At 48.3% G+C, this 18,424-nt stretch carries 15 protein-coding genes; 4 read left to right on the forward strand and 11 right to left on the reverse strand.

Annotated elements, in window-relative coordinates:
* Positions 1-95: 95 nt before the first annotated feature.
* From WDY75_RS18880 to pdhA, 7 genes are all read right to left on the reverse strand, one after another.
* Positions 96-1,583 carry a glutamate synthase subunit beta gene (locus WDY75_RS18880; RefSeq protein ID WP_006209707.1) on the reverse strand — a complete coding sequence of 496 codons (1,488 nt, stop codon included), beginning with the start codon at positions 1,581-1,583 and terminating at the stop codon, positions 96-98.
* 335 nt (positions 1,584-1,918) lie between these two features.
* On the reverse strand, positions 1,919-2,413 hold the full coding sequence (locus WDY75_RS18885) for a dihydrofolate reductase (RefSeq protein WP_082834333.1): 495 nt from the start codon (positions 2,411-2,413) through the stop codon (positions 1,919-1,921).
* 56 nt (positions 2,414-2,469) lie between these two features.
* Positions 2,470-3,264 (reverse strand): thymidylate synthase, encoded by a 795-nt coding sequence (gene thyA / locus WDY75_RS18890; RefSeq protein ID WP_063479264.1) that lies wholly within the window; start codon positions 3,262-3,264, stop codon positions 2,470-2,472.
* 198 nt (positions 3,265-3,462) lie between these two features.
* Entirely contained in the window at positions 3,463-4,878 is a 1,416-nt protein-coding gene (gene lpdA / locus WDY75_RS18895; protein WP_006209704.1) for a dihydrolipoyl dehydrogenase, read from the reverse strand.
* 3 nt (positions 4,879-4,881) lie between these two features.
* A complete protein-coding gene (locus WDY75_RS18900) occupies positions 4,882-6,201 on the reverse strand; it encodes a dihydrolipoamide acetyltransferase family protein (RefSeq protein WP_063479263.1) in 1,320 nt (439 codons plus the stop codon).
* 29 nt (positions 6,202-6,230) lie between these two features.
* Positions 6,231-7,208, reverse strand: coding sequence for an alpha-ketoacid dehydrogenase subunit beta (locus WDY75_RS18905; protein ID WP_006209702.1), 978 nt, complete (start codon positions 7,206-7,208; stop codon positions 6,231-6,233).
* Positions 7,209-7,371: 163 nt separating this feature from the next.
* The gene (pdhA, locus tag WDY75_RS18910; protein WP_036638211.1) at positions 7,372-8,439 is read right to left on the reverse strand and encodes a pyruvate dehydrogenase (acetyl-transferring) E1 component subunit alpha; all 1,068 of its coding nucleotides are present in this window, start codon (positions 8,437-8,439) and stop codon (positions 7,372-7,374) included.
* 256 nt (positions 8,440-8,695) lie between these two features.
* On the opposite strand from pdhA, the gene WDY75_RS18915 reads away from it, so the two are divergent.
* Positions 8,696-9,424, forward strand: coding sequence for an alpha/beta hydrolase (locus tag WDY75_RS18915; RefSeq protein WP_006209700.1), 729 nt, complete (start codon positions 8,696-8,698; stop codon positions 9,422-9,424).
* Positions 9,425-9,582: 158 nt separating this feature from the next.
* On the opposite strand, the gene WDY75_RS18920 is transcribed toward WDY75_RS18915, so the two are convergent.
* Positions 9,583-10,047: a low molecular weight protein-tyrosine-phosphatase gene (locus WDY75_RS18920; RefSeq protein WP_036638049.1), complete on the reverse strand. Its 465-nt coding sequence runs from the start codon at positions 10,045-10,047 to the stop codon at positions 9,583-9,585.
* A gap of 80 nt (positions 10,048-10,127) precedes the next feature.
* On the reverse strand, positions 10,128-10,775 hold the full coding sequence (locus WDY75_RS18925) for a trimeric intracellular cation channel family protein (RefSeq protein ID WP_036638209.1): 648 nt from the start codon (positions 10,773-10,775) through the stop codon (positions 10,128-10,130).
* A 138-nt stretch (positions 10,776-10,913) separates the two neighbouring features.
* On the opposite strand from WDY75_RS18925, the gene WDY75_RS18930 reads away from it, so the two are divergent.
* Entirely contained in the window at positions 10,914-11,558 is a 645-nt protein-coding gene (locus tag WDY75_RS18930; protein ID WP_063479262.1) for a thiamine diphosphokinase, read from the forward strand.
* A gap of 265 nt (positions 11,559-11,823) precedes the next feature.
* Complete coding sequence (locus WDY75_RS18935; protein WP_036638045.1) at positions 11,824-12,318, forward strand: C40 family peptidase; 495 nt, start codon at positions 11,824-11,826, stop codon at positions 12,316-12,318.
* Between the two features lie 40 nt (positions 12,319-12,358).
* Here the strand turns inward: WDY75_RS18935 and WDY75_RS18940 are convergent, their stop codons facing one another.
* Positions 12,359-13,078: a response regulator transcription factor gene (locus WDY75_RS18940; protein WP_063479261.1), complete on the reverse strand. Its 720-nt coding sequence runs from the start codon at positions 13,076-13,078 to the stop codon at positions 12,359-12,361.
* 372 nt (positions 13,079-13,450) lie between these two features.
* Here WDY75_RS18940 and WDY75_RS18945 point away from each other — a divergent pair, with 372 nt between their 5' ends.
* Positions 13,451-16,801, forward strand: coding sequence for a discoidin domain-containing protein (locus WDY75_RS18945; RefSeq protein WP_063479260.1), 3,351 nt, complete (start codon positions 13,451-13,453; stop codon positions 16,799-16,801).
* Positions 16,802-16,904: 103 nt separating this feature from the next.
* Here the strand turns inward: WDY75_RS18945 and WDY75_RS18950 are convergent, their stop codons facing one another.
* Entirely contained in the window at positions 16,905-18,035 is a 1,131-nt protein-coding gene (locus tag WDY75_RS18950) for a ThiF family adenylyltransferase (RefSeq protein WP_082834332.1), read from the reverse strand.
* Between the last annotated feature and the right edge of the window lie 389 nt (positions 18,036-18,424).

Consider the following 18,424-nt stretch of genomic DNA (forward strand, 5'->3'; position numbering starts at 1 on the left):
GAGTTGCCCCGTGCGCAGTGGCTAACTCCAAAAAGGACTTCGCTCTCGCGAAGTCCCTTTAACTACTATTTATGATAGCATATTTAGGAGAGGGTTTAAACCAGAACCGTAGCACCCATCAAATATTTGTCTACCTCGCGTGCGACTTCACGGCCTTCATTGATCGCCCATACGACCAGGCTTTGTCCGCGGCGCATATCGCCGGCAGCAAATACTTTGTCCACATTGGTTGTATATTTGCCATAAGGGGCTTTCACGTTGGAACGGCGATCCGTTTCAAGTCCCAGCTGTTCTACAAGCGTCTGCTCCGGTCCGTCGAACCCGATAGCAATGAACGCCATTTGTGCCGGGAAAGCCTTTTCCGTGCCCGGAATCGGTTGATATACTTTTCGTCCGGTTTCATCCACGATACGCTCGATCTGCACAGTGTGAAGTTCTTTCAGATTGCCTTCTTCATCACCAACAAATTTCGTGGTCATAATGGAAAATTCGCGTGGATCGCTGCCAAACAACGCTTTGGCTTCCTCATGAGCATAATCGAGTGTATACACATTCGGAAATTGCGGCCACGGGTTCGCAATCGGATCGCGCTGAAGCGGAGCTTTTTTATGCGTACCGAACTGGGTTACACTGCTGCAGCCATGACGCAAAGCAGTTGCGACGCAGTCAGAACCCGTGTCACCGCCGCCAATCACGATGACATCCTTGTCTTTGGCCGACAAGTAGTTACCGTCTTCAAGGCCTGAATCGAGCAGGCTCTTGATGGTCCCATTCAGATAATCCATCGCGTAATGGATGCCCTTAAGGTCGCTGCCCTCAATGTTGAATTCACGCGGCTTTGTTGCACCGCCACACAGTACGACAGCATCATAATCCTCCATAAGCTGCTTGGCCGCAATGTCCTTGCCAATCTCGGTATTGACCACGAACTCCACACCTTCAGCCGCAAGCAGATCCACGCGGCGCTGAACAACGCCCTTATCCAGCTTCATGGATGGAATTCCGTAAGTTAACAAACCGCCGATGCGGTCTGCACGCTCATACACAGTCACTGAGTGGCCCGCTTTGTTCAGTTGGGCAGCTGCTGCCAGCCCCGCTGGACCAGAACCAACAACGGCAACGCGGCGTCCCGTGCGCTTCTCAGGCGGCTCAGGGACAACCCAACCTTCTTCAAAGCCTTTGTCGATAATCTCTTGCTCAATGGATTTAATCGTTACCGGCTCCCCGATCAAGCCTACTGTACACGAACCTTCGCAAGGTGCAGGACATACGCGTCCTGTAAATTCAGGAAAGTTATTTGTTTTGTGAAGACGCTCGAGAGCCTCTCTCCACAAGCCTCGATAAACAAGATTGTTCCATTCCGGAATCAGATTGTGGATCGGGCAGCCGGATGTGCCGCCGATCATATCGATCCCTGTATGACAGTATGGTGTACCGCAGTCCATGCAGCGTGCTCCCTGGGTCTGGAGCTCTTCTTCTTCTAAATGTTTATGAAACTCTTCCCAGTCTTTTACTCGTTCTGCCGGGCTCCGGTCTACCGGTAGCTGGCGCTGAAACTCCATAAATCCTGTTGGTGTAGACATACTGCTTTACCCCCATCCGTTCTATCCATGCTGATTACCATGTACAATTTATCATATCATAAATCATCCGACATCTATCGTCAGATAACCACAGAAACAGCATTCAGCCTGATTTATTTTTTCTTATTTAAACTAAAAAAATTTTTATCAGTGCCAAAACCCTACTATTTGCGGCTATTTAAGCAGCAATGTGTATAAACATTAGAAATATAGTAGCATTTCGCTTTTCGCCTGTTAAATGGACTATATGCATGATCATTTGTATTATCCTACTATCCCAGGGTTCACAACATAGATAGATAGCTGCAGTCTATCCCTTCAATTGGTGCTCATTACTACTTGTGTTTTCGCTCATAAATAACAAACCGGTAAGTGTATGGATTTTTCTCATCTGTAATGCCCGGGATTTCTTCAATAATCTGCCATTGATCCCAGTCCACCTCCGGGAAGTAAGTATCCCCTTCAAAAGACTCGTCAATGAACGTGCAATACAGACGATCTACCTTGGGCAGCATCTTCTCGTAGATTTGTGCTCCACCAATTACCATTAATTCTCCGTTGTTCGAATAAGCCGTAGCATCCTCGATATCGTGAAGAACGATCCCTTGATCCTCCGACAGCGTAAAATTCTCGTCCCTGGTAAGCACAATGTTCGTTCTGTGCGGCAGCGGTTTACTGCCAAAAGATTCCCAGGTTTTACGCCCCATCAGAATCGTTTTGTTCAAGGTGTTCTCCCTGAAAAAAGCCATGTCCCGCGGCAAACGCCACGGCATTGTTCCGTTTAAGCCAATCACCTGATCCTTGCCCATTGCCCATATCATGGATATCATGATAGATCATCTCCTTCCTTGCTCTGATAGATTGTCATGCAACAGATTCAAAGGAATTACACGGCTACAGTTGCCTTGATGGTCGGATGATATTGATAACCCTCAAATTCAAAATCGTCAAATGTATAGTCAAAAATACTCTCCGGTTTGCGCTTAATGACCAGCTTCGGCAGCTCGTACGGTTCACGCTCAAGTTGGGTTTTCACCTGTTCCATATGGTTGGAGTAGATATGCACGTCCCCTCCGGACCAAATGAATTCACCAGGCTCTAGCCCGCATTGCTGTGCAACCATATGGGTCAGCAGCGCGTAACTGGCAATGTTGAACGGGAGGCCCAGGAAACTGTCCACAGACCGCATGGTCAGCATACAGGAGAGTTTCCCGCCCGCAACGTAGAATTGGAACACAAAATGGCATGGAGGCAGCTTCATGTTCTCAATCTCCGCCACATTCCAGGCGCTGACGATATGCCGCCTGGAGTCGGGGTTATTCTTAATTGACTCGATCACGTTTGCAATCTGGTCGATATGTTGTCCATCCGGTGTTTCCCAAGCCCGCCATTGCGAACCGTAGACCGGACCCAGATCGCCATTCTCATCCGCCCATTCGTCCCATATCCGCACGCCGTTCTCTTTGAGATATCGTATGTTCGTTTCCCCGCTCAGGAACCATAAAAGCTCGTGTACAACCGATTTAAGGTGAATCCGCTTCGTTGTCATTAGCGGGAACCCTTGTGAAAGATCAAAACGCAGCTGTCTTCCAAATACGGATAGCGTCCCGGTCCCCGTGCGGTCTCCCTTCTCTACACCATGATCCAGTATGTCCTGCAGCAGCTCCAAGTATTGTTTCATCTATAGTCACCTCACTAGAATCTCATATCAACAGTCTACCATGATCGTGGAATGTATGACACGCAGAAAATAACTCTGCATTTTACGATAATCCATACATTCGATCATCCGCAAAAAAACAAAAACAGGAGGCAGAAACCGCCTGCGCGTTCTCTGCCTCCTGGCCAAATATATAATGACTAAGGTAGTGTCCTAGAATTAACGGGAAATGATGTGGATCGGATGACCCATAACCAGTTCCGCAGCTTCCATTACGATTTCGCCCAAAGTCGGATGCGCATGGATAGTCAAAGCTACATCTTCAAGTGTAGCACCCATCTCAATGGCAAGACCAAGCTCAGCGATCAGGTTTGAAGCTTCCAAACCTACGATTTGTGCACCGAGGATAAGTCCTGTTCCTTCTTCGGCTACGATCTTCACAAAGCCTTCAGGATGGTTCAGGGATACAGAACGTCCGTTGCCTGCGTAAGGGAATTTGCCTGCTTTTACTTTGTGGCCTTTTTCCTTCGCTTGAGCTTCGGTGTAACCTACGCTGGAACATTCCGGATCTGTGAACACCACAGCTGGAATACATTTGTAGTCAACAACAGATGGCATTCCGGAGATCACCTCAGCAGCAACCTTACCTTCGTAAGATGCTTTATGAGCAAGTGCCAGACCGGATACGATATCACCGATAGCAAAGATATGAGGAATGCTGGTGCGACCTTGATGGTCGACTTTTACAAAGCCGCGCTCGTCAAGATCCATACCGATCAGATCCAGACCAAGCTCACCATCCGTATTCGGACGACGGCCGACAGTAACCAACAGGTAGTCTGCCGTTACTTCCTTCGTTTCACCGTTCACGGAATATTTCACGGTAACTTCTTTATCATTCTGCTCAGCACTTTCAGCTTTTGCACCTGTAATAATCTCGATACCGGTTTTCTTCATGTTTTTCGTAACAAGGCTGGTCATGTCTTTGTCGAAGCCAGCCAGTACGCTGTCCAGACCTTCGATGATGGTAACCTTTGAACCAAATTTGGAGTACATTTGACCAAGCTCGGCACCGATGTATCCACCACCGATAACGATCAAACTCTTCGGTACTTCTGGCAGGTTCAGCGCTTCGGTCGAAGACAGGATGCGTCCGCCGAATGGGAAAGGCTTCAGTTCGATTGGACGGGAACCTGTAGCAATGATGCAGTTCTTGAAACGGTAACGCGGAGATTCATGATCGTTGAATACACGCGCTTCGTTTTCGTTGATGAACATGCACTCACCGTTGAAAACTTCAACTTTGTTGCCTTTCAGCAAGCCGGATACGCCGCTGGTCATTTTCTTAACAACGCCGTTTTTGAATTCCTGTGTTTTTGCAAAATCAACTTTTACATTCTCTACAGAAATACCGAATGCATCCGCATGCTTAGCTGATTCAAACTGATGAGCAGCAGCGATCAGCGCTTTTGAAGGAATACAACCACGGTTCAAACAAACACCGCCGAGCTCCGATTTATCAACGATCAGAACTTTTTGACCCAGTTGGGCGGCACGAATCGCCGCCACATAACCACCAGGACCAGCACCAATGACTAGGGTATCAATATCCAAAGAAGCATCTCCAACTACCATTAGTTACACCTCCATAACAAGCAGCTCAGGGTTAGCGAGCAGTTGTTTAATATAGTTCATAAAGTGTTGAGCTGTAGCACCATCGATGATACGGTGGTCAAAGCTCAGGGACAATGCCATTACAGGTGCCGCAACAATTTCACCGTTCTTCACAACCGCTTTTTCGCTGATGCGGCCGGTACCAAGAATAGCAACCTCTGGGAAGTTGATGATCGGCGTAAAGAACATACCGCCTGCAGATCCGATGTTCGTGATGGAAATTGTGCTGCCCTTCATTTCGTTAGGAGACAGTTTGCCTTCACGGCCGCGAGCAGCCAGATCACGGATGCTGTCAGCGATCATCCAGATGCTCTTACGATCTGCATCTTTGATAACCGGTACAATCAGACCGTTGTCTGTATCTGTAGCGATACCGATGTTGTAGTACTTCTTGTACACGATTTCGTTCGCTTCTTCATCGATCATTGCGTTCAAAGCAGGGAATTGACGGCTAGCCGCAACGAGTGCTTTCACGATGAATGGCAGATACGTAACTTTTGTGCCTTTTTTCTCTGCGATTGGCTTCATGCGGGTACGGAAAGCTACCAGCTCGGTTACGTCAACTTCGTCCATGATCGTAACGTGCGGAGCTGTGTATGCCGATTTAACCATCGCATTCGAGATCGCTTTGCGGATTCCTTTGAATGGTACGCGTTCTTCTTCTGCACGAGTATCCACCGCTGCGGATGCTGCAGGAGCTGCTTTAGCTTCGGAAGACGCTTCTTGTGCAGGAGCCGCTGCTGCCTGGCCGCCGCCGTTCTTGAAGCCTTCAACGTCTTCGCGTGTTACTTTGCCGTTATTGCCGGAGCCTTGTACTTGTGTGATGTCTACGCCTTGCTCACGAGCGAATTTACGCACGCTAGGTGTAGCCAAAACTTCACGGTTAGGTGCTGCTGGCGCTGCCGCTTCACCGTTTCCGCCTTGCTTAGCGTCAGCCGGAGCATCTTGAGCCGGGGAAGAAGTTGTATCCGCGCTGCCCTTAGCTGCGTCGGCTTCTTGAGCGGCTTGCTCTTCAGCTGGAGCTTCTTGCTCAGGAATGTCGCCTTCAGCATCGATGATAGCAACCACTTCACCGACACGGCATACTTGACCGTCCTTGGCAAAAACTTCTTGAACCGTACCGTTCACGGGACAAGGAACTTCCACGACCGCTTTGTCGTTCTGTACTTCCATGATGATGTCGTCGTCTGTTACTTTGTCGCCTGGCTTGATATGCATTTTGATGATTTCACCTTCATGCAAACCTTCACCCAGCTCTGGAAAACGATATTCAAATTTTGCCAACTGAAAAACCTCCCTAGAAATTGCTGCTATTAGAAATTCAATACTTTATTTACGGTTTCAACGATACGCGCTGGAGTAGGCAGCCAAGTGTCCTCGATTTGTGCAAAAGGATACACGGTGTCTGGCGGTGCTACGCGCAGTACTGGAGCTTCCAGATGCAGGATCGCTCTCTCGTTGATTTGAGCAATAACTTCCGCGGCAACGCCGGCGGATTTTTGCGCTTCTTGAACCACGATGGCACGGTTGGTTTTCTTCACCGAAGCAAGCACGGTATCGATATCGATTGGAGCGATGGTTCGCAAATCGATGATTTCGGCCTTGATTCCGTTCTTCTCAAGCTCATCAGCAGCTTTTGTTGCTGTGTGAACCATCAGACCGTAAGCGATAATCGTCACGTCGGTTCCTTCACGAACCACATTAGCTTTTCCAAGTTCTACGGTGTATTCACCTTCAGGAACTTCAGCGCGGAACGCATGATACAGGTTCAAGTGCTCCATGAAGAATACAGGGTCATTGTCGCGGATTGCCGCGATCATGAGTCCTTTTGCATCATAAGGATTGGAAGGCACTACAACTTTAATACCCGGGGTTTGCGTGATGAAACCTTCCAGTGCGTCGGTATGCAGTTCTGCCGCTTTAACCCCGCCGCCAAACGGCGTACGGAATACGATCGGAGAATGGTAACGTCCGCCGGAACGGTAACGCATGCGCGCTGCTTGAACTACGATTTGGTCAAGAGCTTCAAAGATAAATCCAACGAATTGGATTTCAGCGATCGGGCGGAAGCCCTGGATACCGAGACCTACTGCCAAACCACCGATAGCGGACTCGGCCAGCGGCGTATCGAATACGCGCTCTTCTCCGAATTCCTTTTGAAGGCCTTCCGTTACACGGAAAACACCGCCGACATTACCCACGTCTTCACCGAAGATGACAACGTTAGGGTCACGGCTCAATTCAACGCGCATGGCGTCGCGAATCGCTTCTTTCATGTTCATTTGTGCCATTGCTTCATTTCCTCCTTAAGAAATACAGTTGACTAAACTTCCATTGTTAAGCCTTAAAGCGGCTAAATATATATCGAAACGTTATATAAAGACCTGCTGCACCCATGACAAAACCGGATGATTATCCCAGGATCAACCTATGACAATCATCGGCCCGTCATTTTTATTGAAAATCAGCTTTTTGCTCTTCAAGATGCTTAGGTGTTTGTTCGAACATGCTGTCGATCAAACCAGGTACTGTCATTTTTTCCGTTTGTTCTGCTTTTTTGATTTGCTCGTTGACTTTCGCTTTCGCTTCGTCTTTTACGCGAGCTGTATCTTCTTCAGTCCACAGACCTTTTTGCTCAAGGTATTTCGCAAGGCGTGCGATTGGATCCTTCTCGTTCCACTCGCCTTCCTCTTCCTTCGTACGATATTTGGAAGCATCATCAGACAGGGAATGCGGACGGAAACGGTAAGTTACCGCTTCGATCAGAGTTGCACCTTCGCCGTTGCGACCACGCTCTGCAGCATCGCGAACCGCCTTGATGACTGCCAGAACGTCCATACCGTCGACCTTCACGCCCTTGATACCAGCTGCAACTGCTTTATGAGCGATAGACAATGCTGCCGTCTGCTTGGAGAACGGAGTTGTAATCGCGTAGCCGTTGTTTTGCACAAAGAAGATAACAGGCAATTTATACACGCCTGCATAGTTCAATCCTTCGTAGAAGTCGCCTTCCGAAGATCCGCCGTCACCGGTGTACGTGATAACGACTTGCTTCTGCTTTTTCAATTTATAACCCATAGCAATACCCATTGCGTGCAGAATTTGAGCACCAATGATAATCTGAGGCATTAATACGTTAACGCCCTCTGGAATTTGTCCGCCATGCTGATGTCCACGGGAATACAAGAAAGCTTGATAAAGCGGAAGTCCATGCCATACGATTTGCGGCATATCGCGGTAGCCTGGGCATACGAAGTCGTCTTTCTCAAGCGCGAACTCACTGCCAACCATTGTTGCTTCTTGACCGGATACAGGTGCATAGAAACCGAGACGTCCTTGACGGCCGAGATTCACGGCGCGGTCGTCCCAAGTACGGGTAAATACCATACGGTACATAATTTCTTTCAGCTGATCGTCTGACAATTCAGGCAGAAGATCTTTGTTTACGATTTTGCCATCCGGGGAAAGTACAGATAGAGTATCTACTTCCTCGGTATATACTTCATAAGGAACCTTGGTCATTTTTTTCACCTCAATAAATATTTGAATATCAAGTTCCGCTGTTATAGAATTATTATACACCTGTTTTACTCCATTCGTCAAAGAAATGCGGGATAAAATTTCAGATTTCTTGACTTTTGTATGTATAACAGTTAATTGATAATACTATAACAGTATGACAAACATCATAGAACAGCAGACAACATAGACATGTCAGGGTAATTTTAACTTATTGTTTACTGCATTTCAAAAACTAACCCGAAAAAGGTGACGAATGATGACGAATGAACGTTTATTGAAGCGAACCATCGTTAAAGAAGTAATACAAAGCAAGTTTCTGCAGGAAAATCGGACACTGCGCATCTATCTTCCTCCCGGTTACAATGAAATTCTCAGCTATCCCGTTGTTTATTGTCAGGATGGAGAGGAATTTTTCAATTTCGGCCGCATCGCGACATGGGCGAACCAGCTCATTCTCGAAGAGGGCGTCGAGCCGTTCATCATTGTAGGCGTGGAAGTGAACACGAAAGTTCGCACAGAAGAGTATGCACCGTTCGGAAATCGATTCGACGCTTACCTTTCCTGCTTCGCCGAAGAGATTATTCCCTTCATTGAACAAAATTATCCTGTTCGCAGAGAGCCTTCCGAGCGTGTGCTCGCTGGCGATTCCCTGGGCGGAAGTGTCTCCGTGCATCTGGCCCTGCGTTACCCTCAGCTTTTTACAAGAATCATCAGCTTGTCCGGTGCCTTCTATGAGAAGTCCCAGGATATGATTCGGGAGGAAGCGGATTTGTCCTGGCTCGACATCTATATGATTGTAGGCTTGCAAGAGGACAACTATACAACCGATACAGGTGTCTATAATTTTGTTGAATTGAACCGTTCAACCAAGGCTCTGCTGGAGGAACGGGGTGCCCGGATATCTTATCTCGAGAAAGACGGGCGTCACCTTTGGGGCTTCTGGCAAAAAGAGCTTCCTGCTGCGCTTATGTACTTCCTGGGTTAATTCGAGTCGAGCACGACTGGCAAAAAAAGATGAACAATCGCGCATTTTTTATGGAATGTGCATTGTTCATCTTTTATGTTCAGCAGTCCGTTCTCTTGGTATCGCTTTCAATTGCTTTCGTCAAAAAAGCGGCTGACTCACCGCTTGTTCGAATAAGATTATAGCTTTTCTTCAATGATTTTGTCCAGTAAGATGTCACACCCGGCATCAATGAGCCGATACACTTCCTCAAAATTTCCGGTGAAATACGGATCAGGCACCTCGCGCAGCTTTTCATTCGGAAGCAAATCCATAAACTTCAGAATCGCAGCGTCGTTGCCCCCGGATAGTTTGCGCATATTCGACACGTTGGAATCATCCATGCCGATTACATAATCGAAGTTCGCGAGATCCTGGCTGACCACTTTACGCGCAACCATTCCTTCATAGCTGATACGCCAGCTGTCCAGCAGCTTTCTGGTTCCTTCGTGAGGAACGCTGCCGATATGCCAGTCACCTGTTCCTGCTGAATCCACGCTTACCTGATCCTGCAGCCCCCGCTGCACAATCTTATGACGCAGCACCGCTTCAGCCATAGGCGAGCGGCAGATATTGCCCAAACATACAAACAAGACGGATACCATAGTTCCCCTCTCCTTTACGATATAAAAATCGTCTTTCGCGTGTCTTCTCTACCCACGAATAACGTTTGTTTGCATCTCCATTAACCCGAGCTTACTTCTTTTCCGCTGGGTGCCTGACCTATTCCACGGTGAAGCGACCTTCTCGGCAATCTCCATTTATAAAGCACCGATAGCATCCGGAACAGGATGACAACTGCAAATAGTGTGAGCAGCTGCCAAGTCTTGGTTGCGATGCCGAGACCGATGGCGACACCTGCAGCCATGGCCCAGACAGCATAGATCTCATCGCGCAGCACTAGCGGTTTGCGGCCTGCCAGAAGATCGCGGACCATCCCTCCGCCACTGCCTGTCAGGACGGCTGCCACGATTACTGCACTAAGAGGGTGATTCATCTCTGTGGCATATAAGGCCCCCTGAATCGCAAAGGCAGATAAACCGATCGCATCGAACAAGGCCTCCGTTTTCTTCCAGTGCTGAATCAAACCAAGCGGCAGCACAAACGCTACGAATACCGATATCATTGCCAGTACGATTAAATCCCCCTGACCCCACAGGGTGGTTACCGGCACGCCAATCAGTACATTCCTTATTATACCCCCGCCGAAGGCTGTGACTAAACCAAGCACCACAACCCCCAGAATATCGTATTCTTCTTCCATTGCTACAAAAGCTCCGGACATGGCAAACGCAATGGTGCCAATGATGCTGAATACGTCAAACACATGCATGTCCAAAATTCAGTTCCCCCGCTCCCCCGTCAATTTTACATATTACATTGTAGCCGTGCCTATCAAAATTGTGCAAGCATGAAAACTGCTCTATACTAGAGTTCAATGGCAATTCTCTCAAAAAAGGAGGAATTTACTATGAAGCATACCCGCGTCCTGATCTTTACAGGTGGGGAGTTGTCACCACGGTTTCTGGAAGAGATCCAGAACGGAGACTTCATTATAGGGGCAGACCGGGGAGCCCTTTACCTGATTGAGCATGGCATTCGACCCAACCTGTCTGTGGGGGATTTCGACTCCATTCCGCCAGAGCAGATGGAACGCGTAAGGTCCATGAGCGAGAAGGTGGTTGACTGTGACCCGATTGATAAAAATCTGACCGATACCGAGCTTGCCTTTGACCTGGCACTTGATAAATCCCCCGAATCCATATTGATTCTTGGGGCAACAGGCTCGCGCCTGGATCATACGCTCGCTAACATCCACATGCTGATTCGAGGACTGCAGCATCACATCTCATGTTCTATATTAGATGAGAACAATTTCATCACACTGACAGGCACGAGCTGCATTGTCGAGAACAAGGGGTTTACATATGTCTCCCTGCTGCCGCTCACAACGGAAGTGACAGGCATCCATCTTGAGGGGTTTGAGTATCCTCTCCATAATGCCACATTACGATTGGGACAATCCTTAGGGGTCAGCAATAAGCTGGCCGAAGATAAGGGGACGGTCCGGATTGAGGGCGGTTTGCTGCTCATCATTCAGAGTAAGGATGGCTAATCGTTACTTTTTTGTAATCTTTAATCGATAATTGTTAACAACTTAAATCGACGTTAAAAACCCTTGTGTATCAAGGGTTTTTATTCGTTTCGGAACTATTACATGGAACTATTTCTTAATATTTTGTAACTTTTAATGATATTTTAATAATTCGCTTTCATTTCATGTGTCCCAACGCTTTGCGCCAAATATCCAAAATATAGACGGTTTCAAATCTGATATACTCGGTTCATCGCAAAAACAAAACTGCTTGGAGGTATACAACATGAATCGACAGAATTGGATTAAGAAGGCCGTAGTAATCAGCTTGAGCGCTACATTGGGAGCAGGGGCAGTCCTTACGGTTGCACCGCCAGCTCCTGTAGAAGCCGCATCAGTAAGTAAAGGAACTCAAGTCGTTAACTTTGGTAAACAATATATGGGGACACCTTATAAATTCGGAGCATCCACGTCCACTACAAGTGTTTTTGACTGCTCATCCTTCATGAAACATATTTTCAAGAAATACGGAGTAAACCTTCCACGTACATCAGCTGCCCAATCCAAAGTTGGCACAGCGGTATCAAAATCTAACCTGAAAGCAGGCGATTTGGTATTTTTCTCAAGCGGAAGCCGTGCCAATGGTAGCAACGTAACTCACGTTGCTGTCTACATGGGTAATAACAAAATTCTGCACACCTACGGCAAACCGGGTGTAACAATCTCCAGCCTGACAGGCAACTGGAGCAAAACGTACCTGAAAGCTCGTCGCGTACTGTAGTTTAATACTATCTATCAGAATAATGAAGACCGTCTTCCACTCAAGGAAGACGGTCTTTTGTGTTTGCATCGATCTCATCCTGGGATAAGAGTTTATATCCGATTCCCCGAATGGTGCGCAGCAGTTTAGGCCTGCGTCCTTTATCGATTTTTTCTCTTAAATGAAGAATATAAACATCGACCACATTGGTCCCCGTATGAAAATCATAATCCCACACTTCTCTTAATATGTCCTCTCGCGTACAAACCTGGCCCTGCCTTCTCGCCAAGAACAGCAGCAGATCATATTCACGATGAGTAAGTGCAAGCGTTTCATTCTCCCGGGTGACATTTCGGCATAAAGGGTCAATGGCCAGATCTCCGATGCGAATGATCTCATCCTGCTCCTTGCGACCTGTCTGAAAGAGTCTCAACAGATTGGAAATCCGCGCCAACAATTCCCTGGTGTCCCATTCATTCGGAATATAGTCGTGGGCACCAGACTCCAGCGCTTGAATAGCTTCATCAGAACCATCATTCCCAATGACGATAATAGGAATCTGCTCTCTTCTGCCTGTCAGCCGTTGCACAAGGTTAAAATGACTCATTCCCGGCAGCTTGCTATCCATGAGCAGCAAGTCAGCGTTTGTGCGCTGTAACGCTGCGACCACCTCGGAGTAATTTAAAGCATGTGTCACCTTGTAACCTGCTTGTCCGAGTTTCTCCATGAGCTGTTGAACCCGCTCTTGATTATCCGCCGCAATCAAAATAACTTTCTCCACGGGTTCTCCCCCGCTTTCAACACTTAATATTGTAAGTATGTCTATTTGTTCCTGCTTTCAGTCTTGTTTCAAATTTTTAACAGCTGTAACCAAAATCGTCTCTCAATCACCCTTATTTATCCAATTCATGCTGGGATCACCTACAATTTCCGTAGAATTACATCTTATCTTCTCATTGGATCTATTTTTATAATGGGATATATGAACACGAAAGGGGGGGCTTCTAACGCATCGCGCATATTGTTCGGAGGTGTAAGTCTCATCCGGTAATCAAGTCTGAAAAAGGGCATTTTCTTGAAATCGTTTTCATTCTTTTCAGCGAACCGCACGCCTTCGTCGGGTATCAATCATTTATGAAGGAGGAAAAATAACATGCGCAACAAACACGTAGCATGGCCCCTTGTCGTAACCATGCTAATATCCATTTTGTTTACGACTGCCGGGCCTGCCGTTCCCGTTTCGGCCGCAGGTGAAACCAACCTGTCACTGGGCAAACCTGTAACAGCAAGCGGTCAGTCCCAAACCTACAGCCCAAGTAACGTCAACGACGGCAATCAGGGCACATACTGGGAAAGCACGAATCAAGCGTTCCCGCAATGGATTCAAGTCGATCTCGGCGCCAATACGAGTATTGACCGGATCGTGCTAAAACTCCCCTCCAATTGGGAATCACGGAGCCAAACCCTGTCTGTGCAAGGGAGCGTGAACGGTTCAACGTTCACGAGTATTGTAGATTCGGCGGACTATGAGTTCAGCCCATCCGGGACAGGAAACGCGGTCACCCTCCATTTTGACGAGACAAACACCCGCTATGTCCGACTGAACGTTACAGGGAACACGACTTGGCCCGCTGCGCAGCTGTCCGAATTCGAAATTTACGGATCTGCCGACTCTCCGTCAACTCCTCCAACGGGAGACAATATCTCGATTGGCAAACCTGTAACCGCCTCTTCAAGCACATTCACGTATGTAGCATCCAATGCAAACGACAACGACATCCATACATACTGGGAAGGCGGAAGCAATCCAAGCTCTTTAACACTCGATCTGGGATCGGACCACGAGATTACCTCGATCGTATTAAAGCTAAACCCGTCGGCGGAGTGGGGAACTCGCACCCAAACCATTCAAGTGTTAGGGCATAACCAAGGTTCAACTAACTTCAGTAATCTGGTCTCGGCACAAGCTTATACGTTTAATCCGGCTTCCGGCAACTTGGTAACCATACCGGTCACAGCAACTGCGAAACGTCTGCAGTTAAACATTACGTCCAATTCCGGGGCACCGGCCGGACAGATTGCAGAATTCGAAGTATACGGCAAGCCCGGACAGAATCCGGATCTAACCATAACCGGTTTGTCCTGGACTCCTTCCTCACCGCTTGAGAATGATCAAATTACGTTACAGGCCATCGTAAAAAACATCGGCGGCGTTGAAGCTCCGCCTACAACCGTCAATTTCTACCTGAACAGCACGTTGGCTGGCACTTCTGCGGTAGGAGCGCTTGCAGTAGGAGCTTCCACCACGGTTTCGCTGCAGGCCGGTACCTATGCCGCTGCCTCCTATTCGCTCCGAGCAAAGGTCGATGAAAATAATCAAATCATCGAACAAAATAAAGAGAATAACAGCTATTTGCATTCCTCCCCACTGGTCATCGCACCTGTGGAAAGCTCCGATTTGGTAGGAACGGTACAATGGACTCCAACTACACCCGCTGCAGGTAATGCTGTAGCTTTTACCGTTAACCTTAAAAACCAAGGGAACAAAGCTTCTGCAAGCGGCTCCCATGCCATCTCAGTCGCGCTGAAGAATCCTGCAGGATCAACGATCCAAACCTTAAATGGAGCCTATAACGGCACGCTTGCTGCCGGTGCATCCACTAGCGTCACTATTCCAGGGACCTGGACAGCGGCAAATGGCAGCTACACAGTAACCACAACTGTCGCAGCAGATGCGAATGAAGCACCGGTTAAACGAGAGAATAACGTCAGTCAGGCCAATCTGTCCGTTTATTCATCTCGCGGCGCAAGCATGCCGTATACCCGTTACGATACGGATGATGCCGCTCGAGGTGGCGGTGCCATTCTAAAGACAGCTCCGACATTCGATCAAGCACTGACAGCCTCGGAAGCTTCTGGCCAAAGCTACGTAGCTCTTCCCTCTAACGGCTCCAGCCTGGAGTGGACCGTCAGACAAGGCGAAGGTGGCGCTGGCGTAACCATGAGATATACGATGCCGGACTCGTCGAACGGCATGGGATTGAACGGCTCGCTTGACGTTTATGTAAATGGAGCCAAGAAAAAAACCATTCCGTTGACTTCCTATTATAGCTGGCAGTATTTCTCCAGTGATCATCCTGAGGATGCACCGGGTGGCGGGCGTCCCCTCTTCCGATTTGATGAAGTACACTGGAAAATGGATACTCCGCTCCAGCCAGGGGACAAGATCCGTATTCAGAAATCCAATGCCGATAACCTGGAATATGGTGTCGACTTCATCGAAATTGAGCCGGTTCCTGCAGCTATCGCCCGACCAGCCAATTCGGTATCGGTAACAGACTTCGGCGCTGTAGCGAACGACGGCAACGATGACCTTCAAGCGTTTGAAGCCGCGGTTCAAGCTGCTGCTTCATCGGGCAAAACCTTATACATTCCGGAAGGAACCTTCCATTTGGGCAACATGTGGAAGGTAGGATCCGTTGGCAACATGATCAATGATATCAAGATTATGGGCGCTGGCATCTGGCATACAAACATCCAATTCACCAATCCGAATGCAGCGTCAGGCGGAATATCGCTTCGTGTCACAGGACAGCTGGATTTCAGCCATATTTACCTGAATTCAAATCTGAGGTCGCGTTATAATCAAAATGCCGTCTACAAAGGATTTATGGATAACTTCGGCACGAATTCCAAAATTCATAATGTGTGGGTAGAGCATTTTGAATGCGGCTTCTGGGTAGGGGATTATGCGCATACTCCGGCGATAATCGCGGATGGACTGATCATTGAGAACAGCCGTGTCCGCAATAATCTCGCGGATGGCGTCAATTTTGCTCAAGGAACAAGCAATTCAACCGTACGTAACAGCAGTATTCGAAATAACGGGGACGACGGACTTGCCGTGTGGACGAGTAACGTGAACGGCGCGCCTGCCGGCGTCAACAATACGTTCTCCTACAACACCATCGAAAACAACTGGCGTGCGGCAGCCATCGCATTTTTTGGAGGAAGCGGCCATAAGGCTACTCACAACCTGATTGTTGACACGGTTGGCGGCTCCGGCATTCGAATGAACACCGTGTTCCCTGGATACCATTTTCAGAACAATACGGGCATTCTGTTCTCCGACACCACCATTATAGGCAGTGGAACCAGTAAAGATCTGTATAACGGGGAGCGTGGTGCAATCGATCTGGAAGCATCGAATAATCCGATCCGAAATGTCACGTTTACCAACATCGATATACGGAACACCCAACGCAGCGCTGTGCAGTTTGGTTATGGTGGAGGCTTCCAGAACATCGTATTTAACCAAATCAATATCGACGGCACAGGACTTGATGGAATCACAACTTCACGGTTCTCCACCCCGCATCCGGGTGCGGCGATCTACACTTATACAGGGAATGGATCTGCGACGTTCAACAATCTCACCACACGAAACATCGCTCATCCTAATCTGTACTTCATTCAGAACGGTTTTAATCTGATCCTGCAATAAAACATGATGCAGCAAGAGGAGGTGCCGTGTAAGGCGCCTCCTCTTGTTTAGTTTCTACACCCATGCTGTATTTTACATTTCTACACCCATGCATTTTTCGTCATTATCCACCGACGTATTTATGATAAAGCGTTCTGGCTCTGGCTAAATCCGATGTCCCATGGACCAGCGTTCTGCCGTCCCCGAATATAACGAGACGATGGGGATCTGCCTGATAGATGATCATGTACGGAGTTACGGTGGCTTTTCCTTGCTGAAGCCGGTTCAATCGATCGGCTACTTCGTGAAGATCCAGCTGTAATGGTCTGGCAGGTCGGATCTGTACCGTATCTCTCCCGCATAACACTTCGCTTTTGTCCACATTCGCTGAGGTCAGGTATGGATAATCAGGATGCTCTCCGCACGTTGGACAATCTGATTTCTTGGCACGGTCCACGCCAAATTCCACCCGCTCATTGCGCCACAGGTCAAATGACAGCATCTTTTTTCTAAGGGCATTCCTTTGCCCTGACAACAGTTTCATCGCTTCCATCGTTTGATGGGCAGCTACGATCTGTACCGCTTGGGGGAGTATGCCGTTTATATCGCAGGTGTCCCCGCCTAAAGGAATGGTTCCGAGCAGACAGTTCAGGCAAGGGGTTTCTCCCGGCAGAAAAGTGTAACTCATTCCTGAACTCCCCACGCACCCTCCATAAATCCACGGGATCCCTAACTTAAATCCGATATCATTCACGATCAGCCGGGTTTCAAAATTGTCCGTGGCGTCCATTATCAAATCTGCGCCTTGGCAGAGGATCGACAATTCTTGGGCACGAACATCCATCACGATGCCATCAATGATACCATCCGAATTAATCTCAGTTAGCCGCTTAGCCGCTGCTATTGCCTTCGGGAGCCGGTCGATTGCATCCTGTTCGGTGAACAGCTGCTGACGCTGCAGATTACTCCACTCCACGTAATCTCGGTCGACGATGGTTACGTGCCCAACTCCTGCGCGAACCAGAGTCTCCGCCACGGCACTCCCCAGCGCACCCGCCCCAAGGACAAGCACATGACTGCTTGCAAGCCGCTGCTGTCCTTCGCTTCCAAAGGGTGCAAATCGCTCTTGACGGGAATAACGGTGCTCACGTTCTATCGAAAATGCATCGCTTCGGTCCGAGACCTGCGCAGCTGCTGCATCGAAAACCTGTTTGATGTTTATCGGTCCCTCACGCTTATCACTGAATCCAGACATGACCTTTCCTCCTGATGATCTATTTCTGCATACAAATACCCATCCCCCATGAGGATGGGCAGCCTCATCGTATCTTAATATAACTTGGTATTCAGCGCATACTAGCGATGACGCAGAATCCAGGCAGCACTCCGTGCTCTACAAGCCATTCCCCATAAAAGACCTTGCGCCTCCGGCGTTATCTGCTGCTCTATCGCTTCTTCGGCTGTTTCCCTGACAACGACGTCAATTATCCTATCCAACAGAGCCGGTCTACGGGATCGTTCTACACCGTATGCGTCAACCAATATACGGAGCTGACGGGCACGGATTTGGGCACTTGGTAAACCTACCCTCCCGGCTACGTCATCATTTTAGCATATCACAAATGTACATGGATTAAGAACACT

The organism is Paenibacillus glucanolyticus, from assembly GCF_037333485.1.
Classification (GTDB): Bacteria; Bacillota; Bacilli; order Paenibacillales; family Paenibacillaceae; genus Paenibacillus_AQ; species Paenibacillus_AQ glucanolyticus.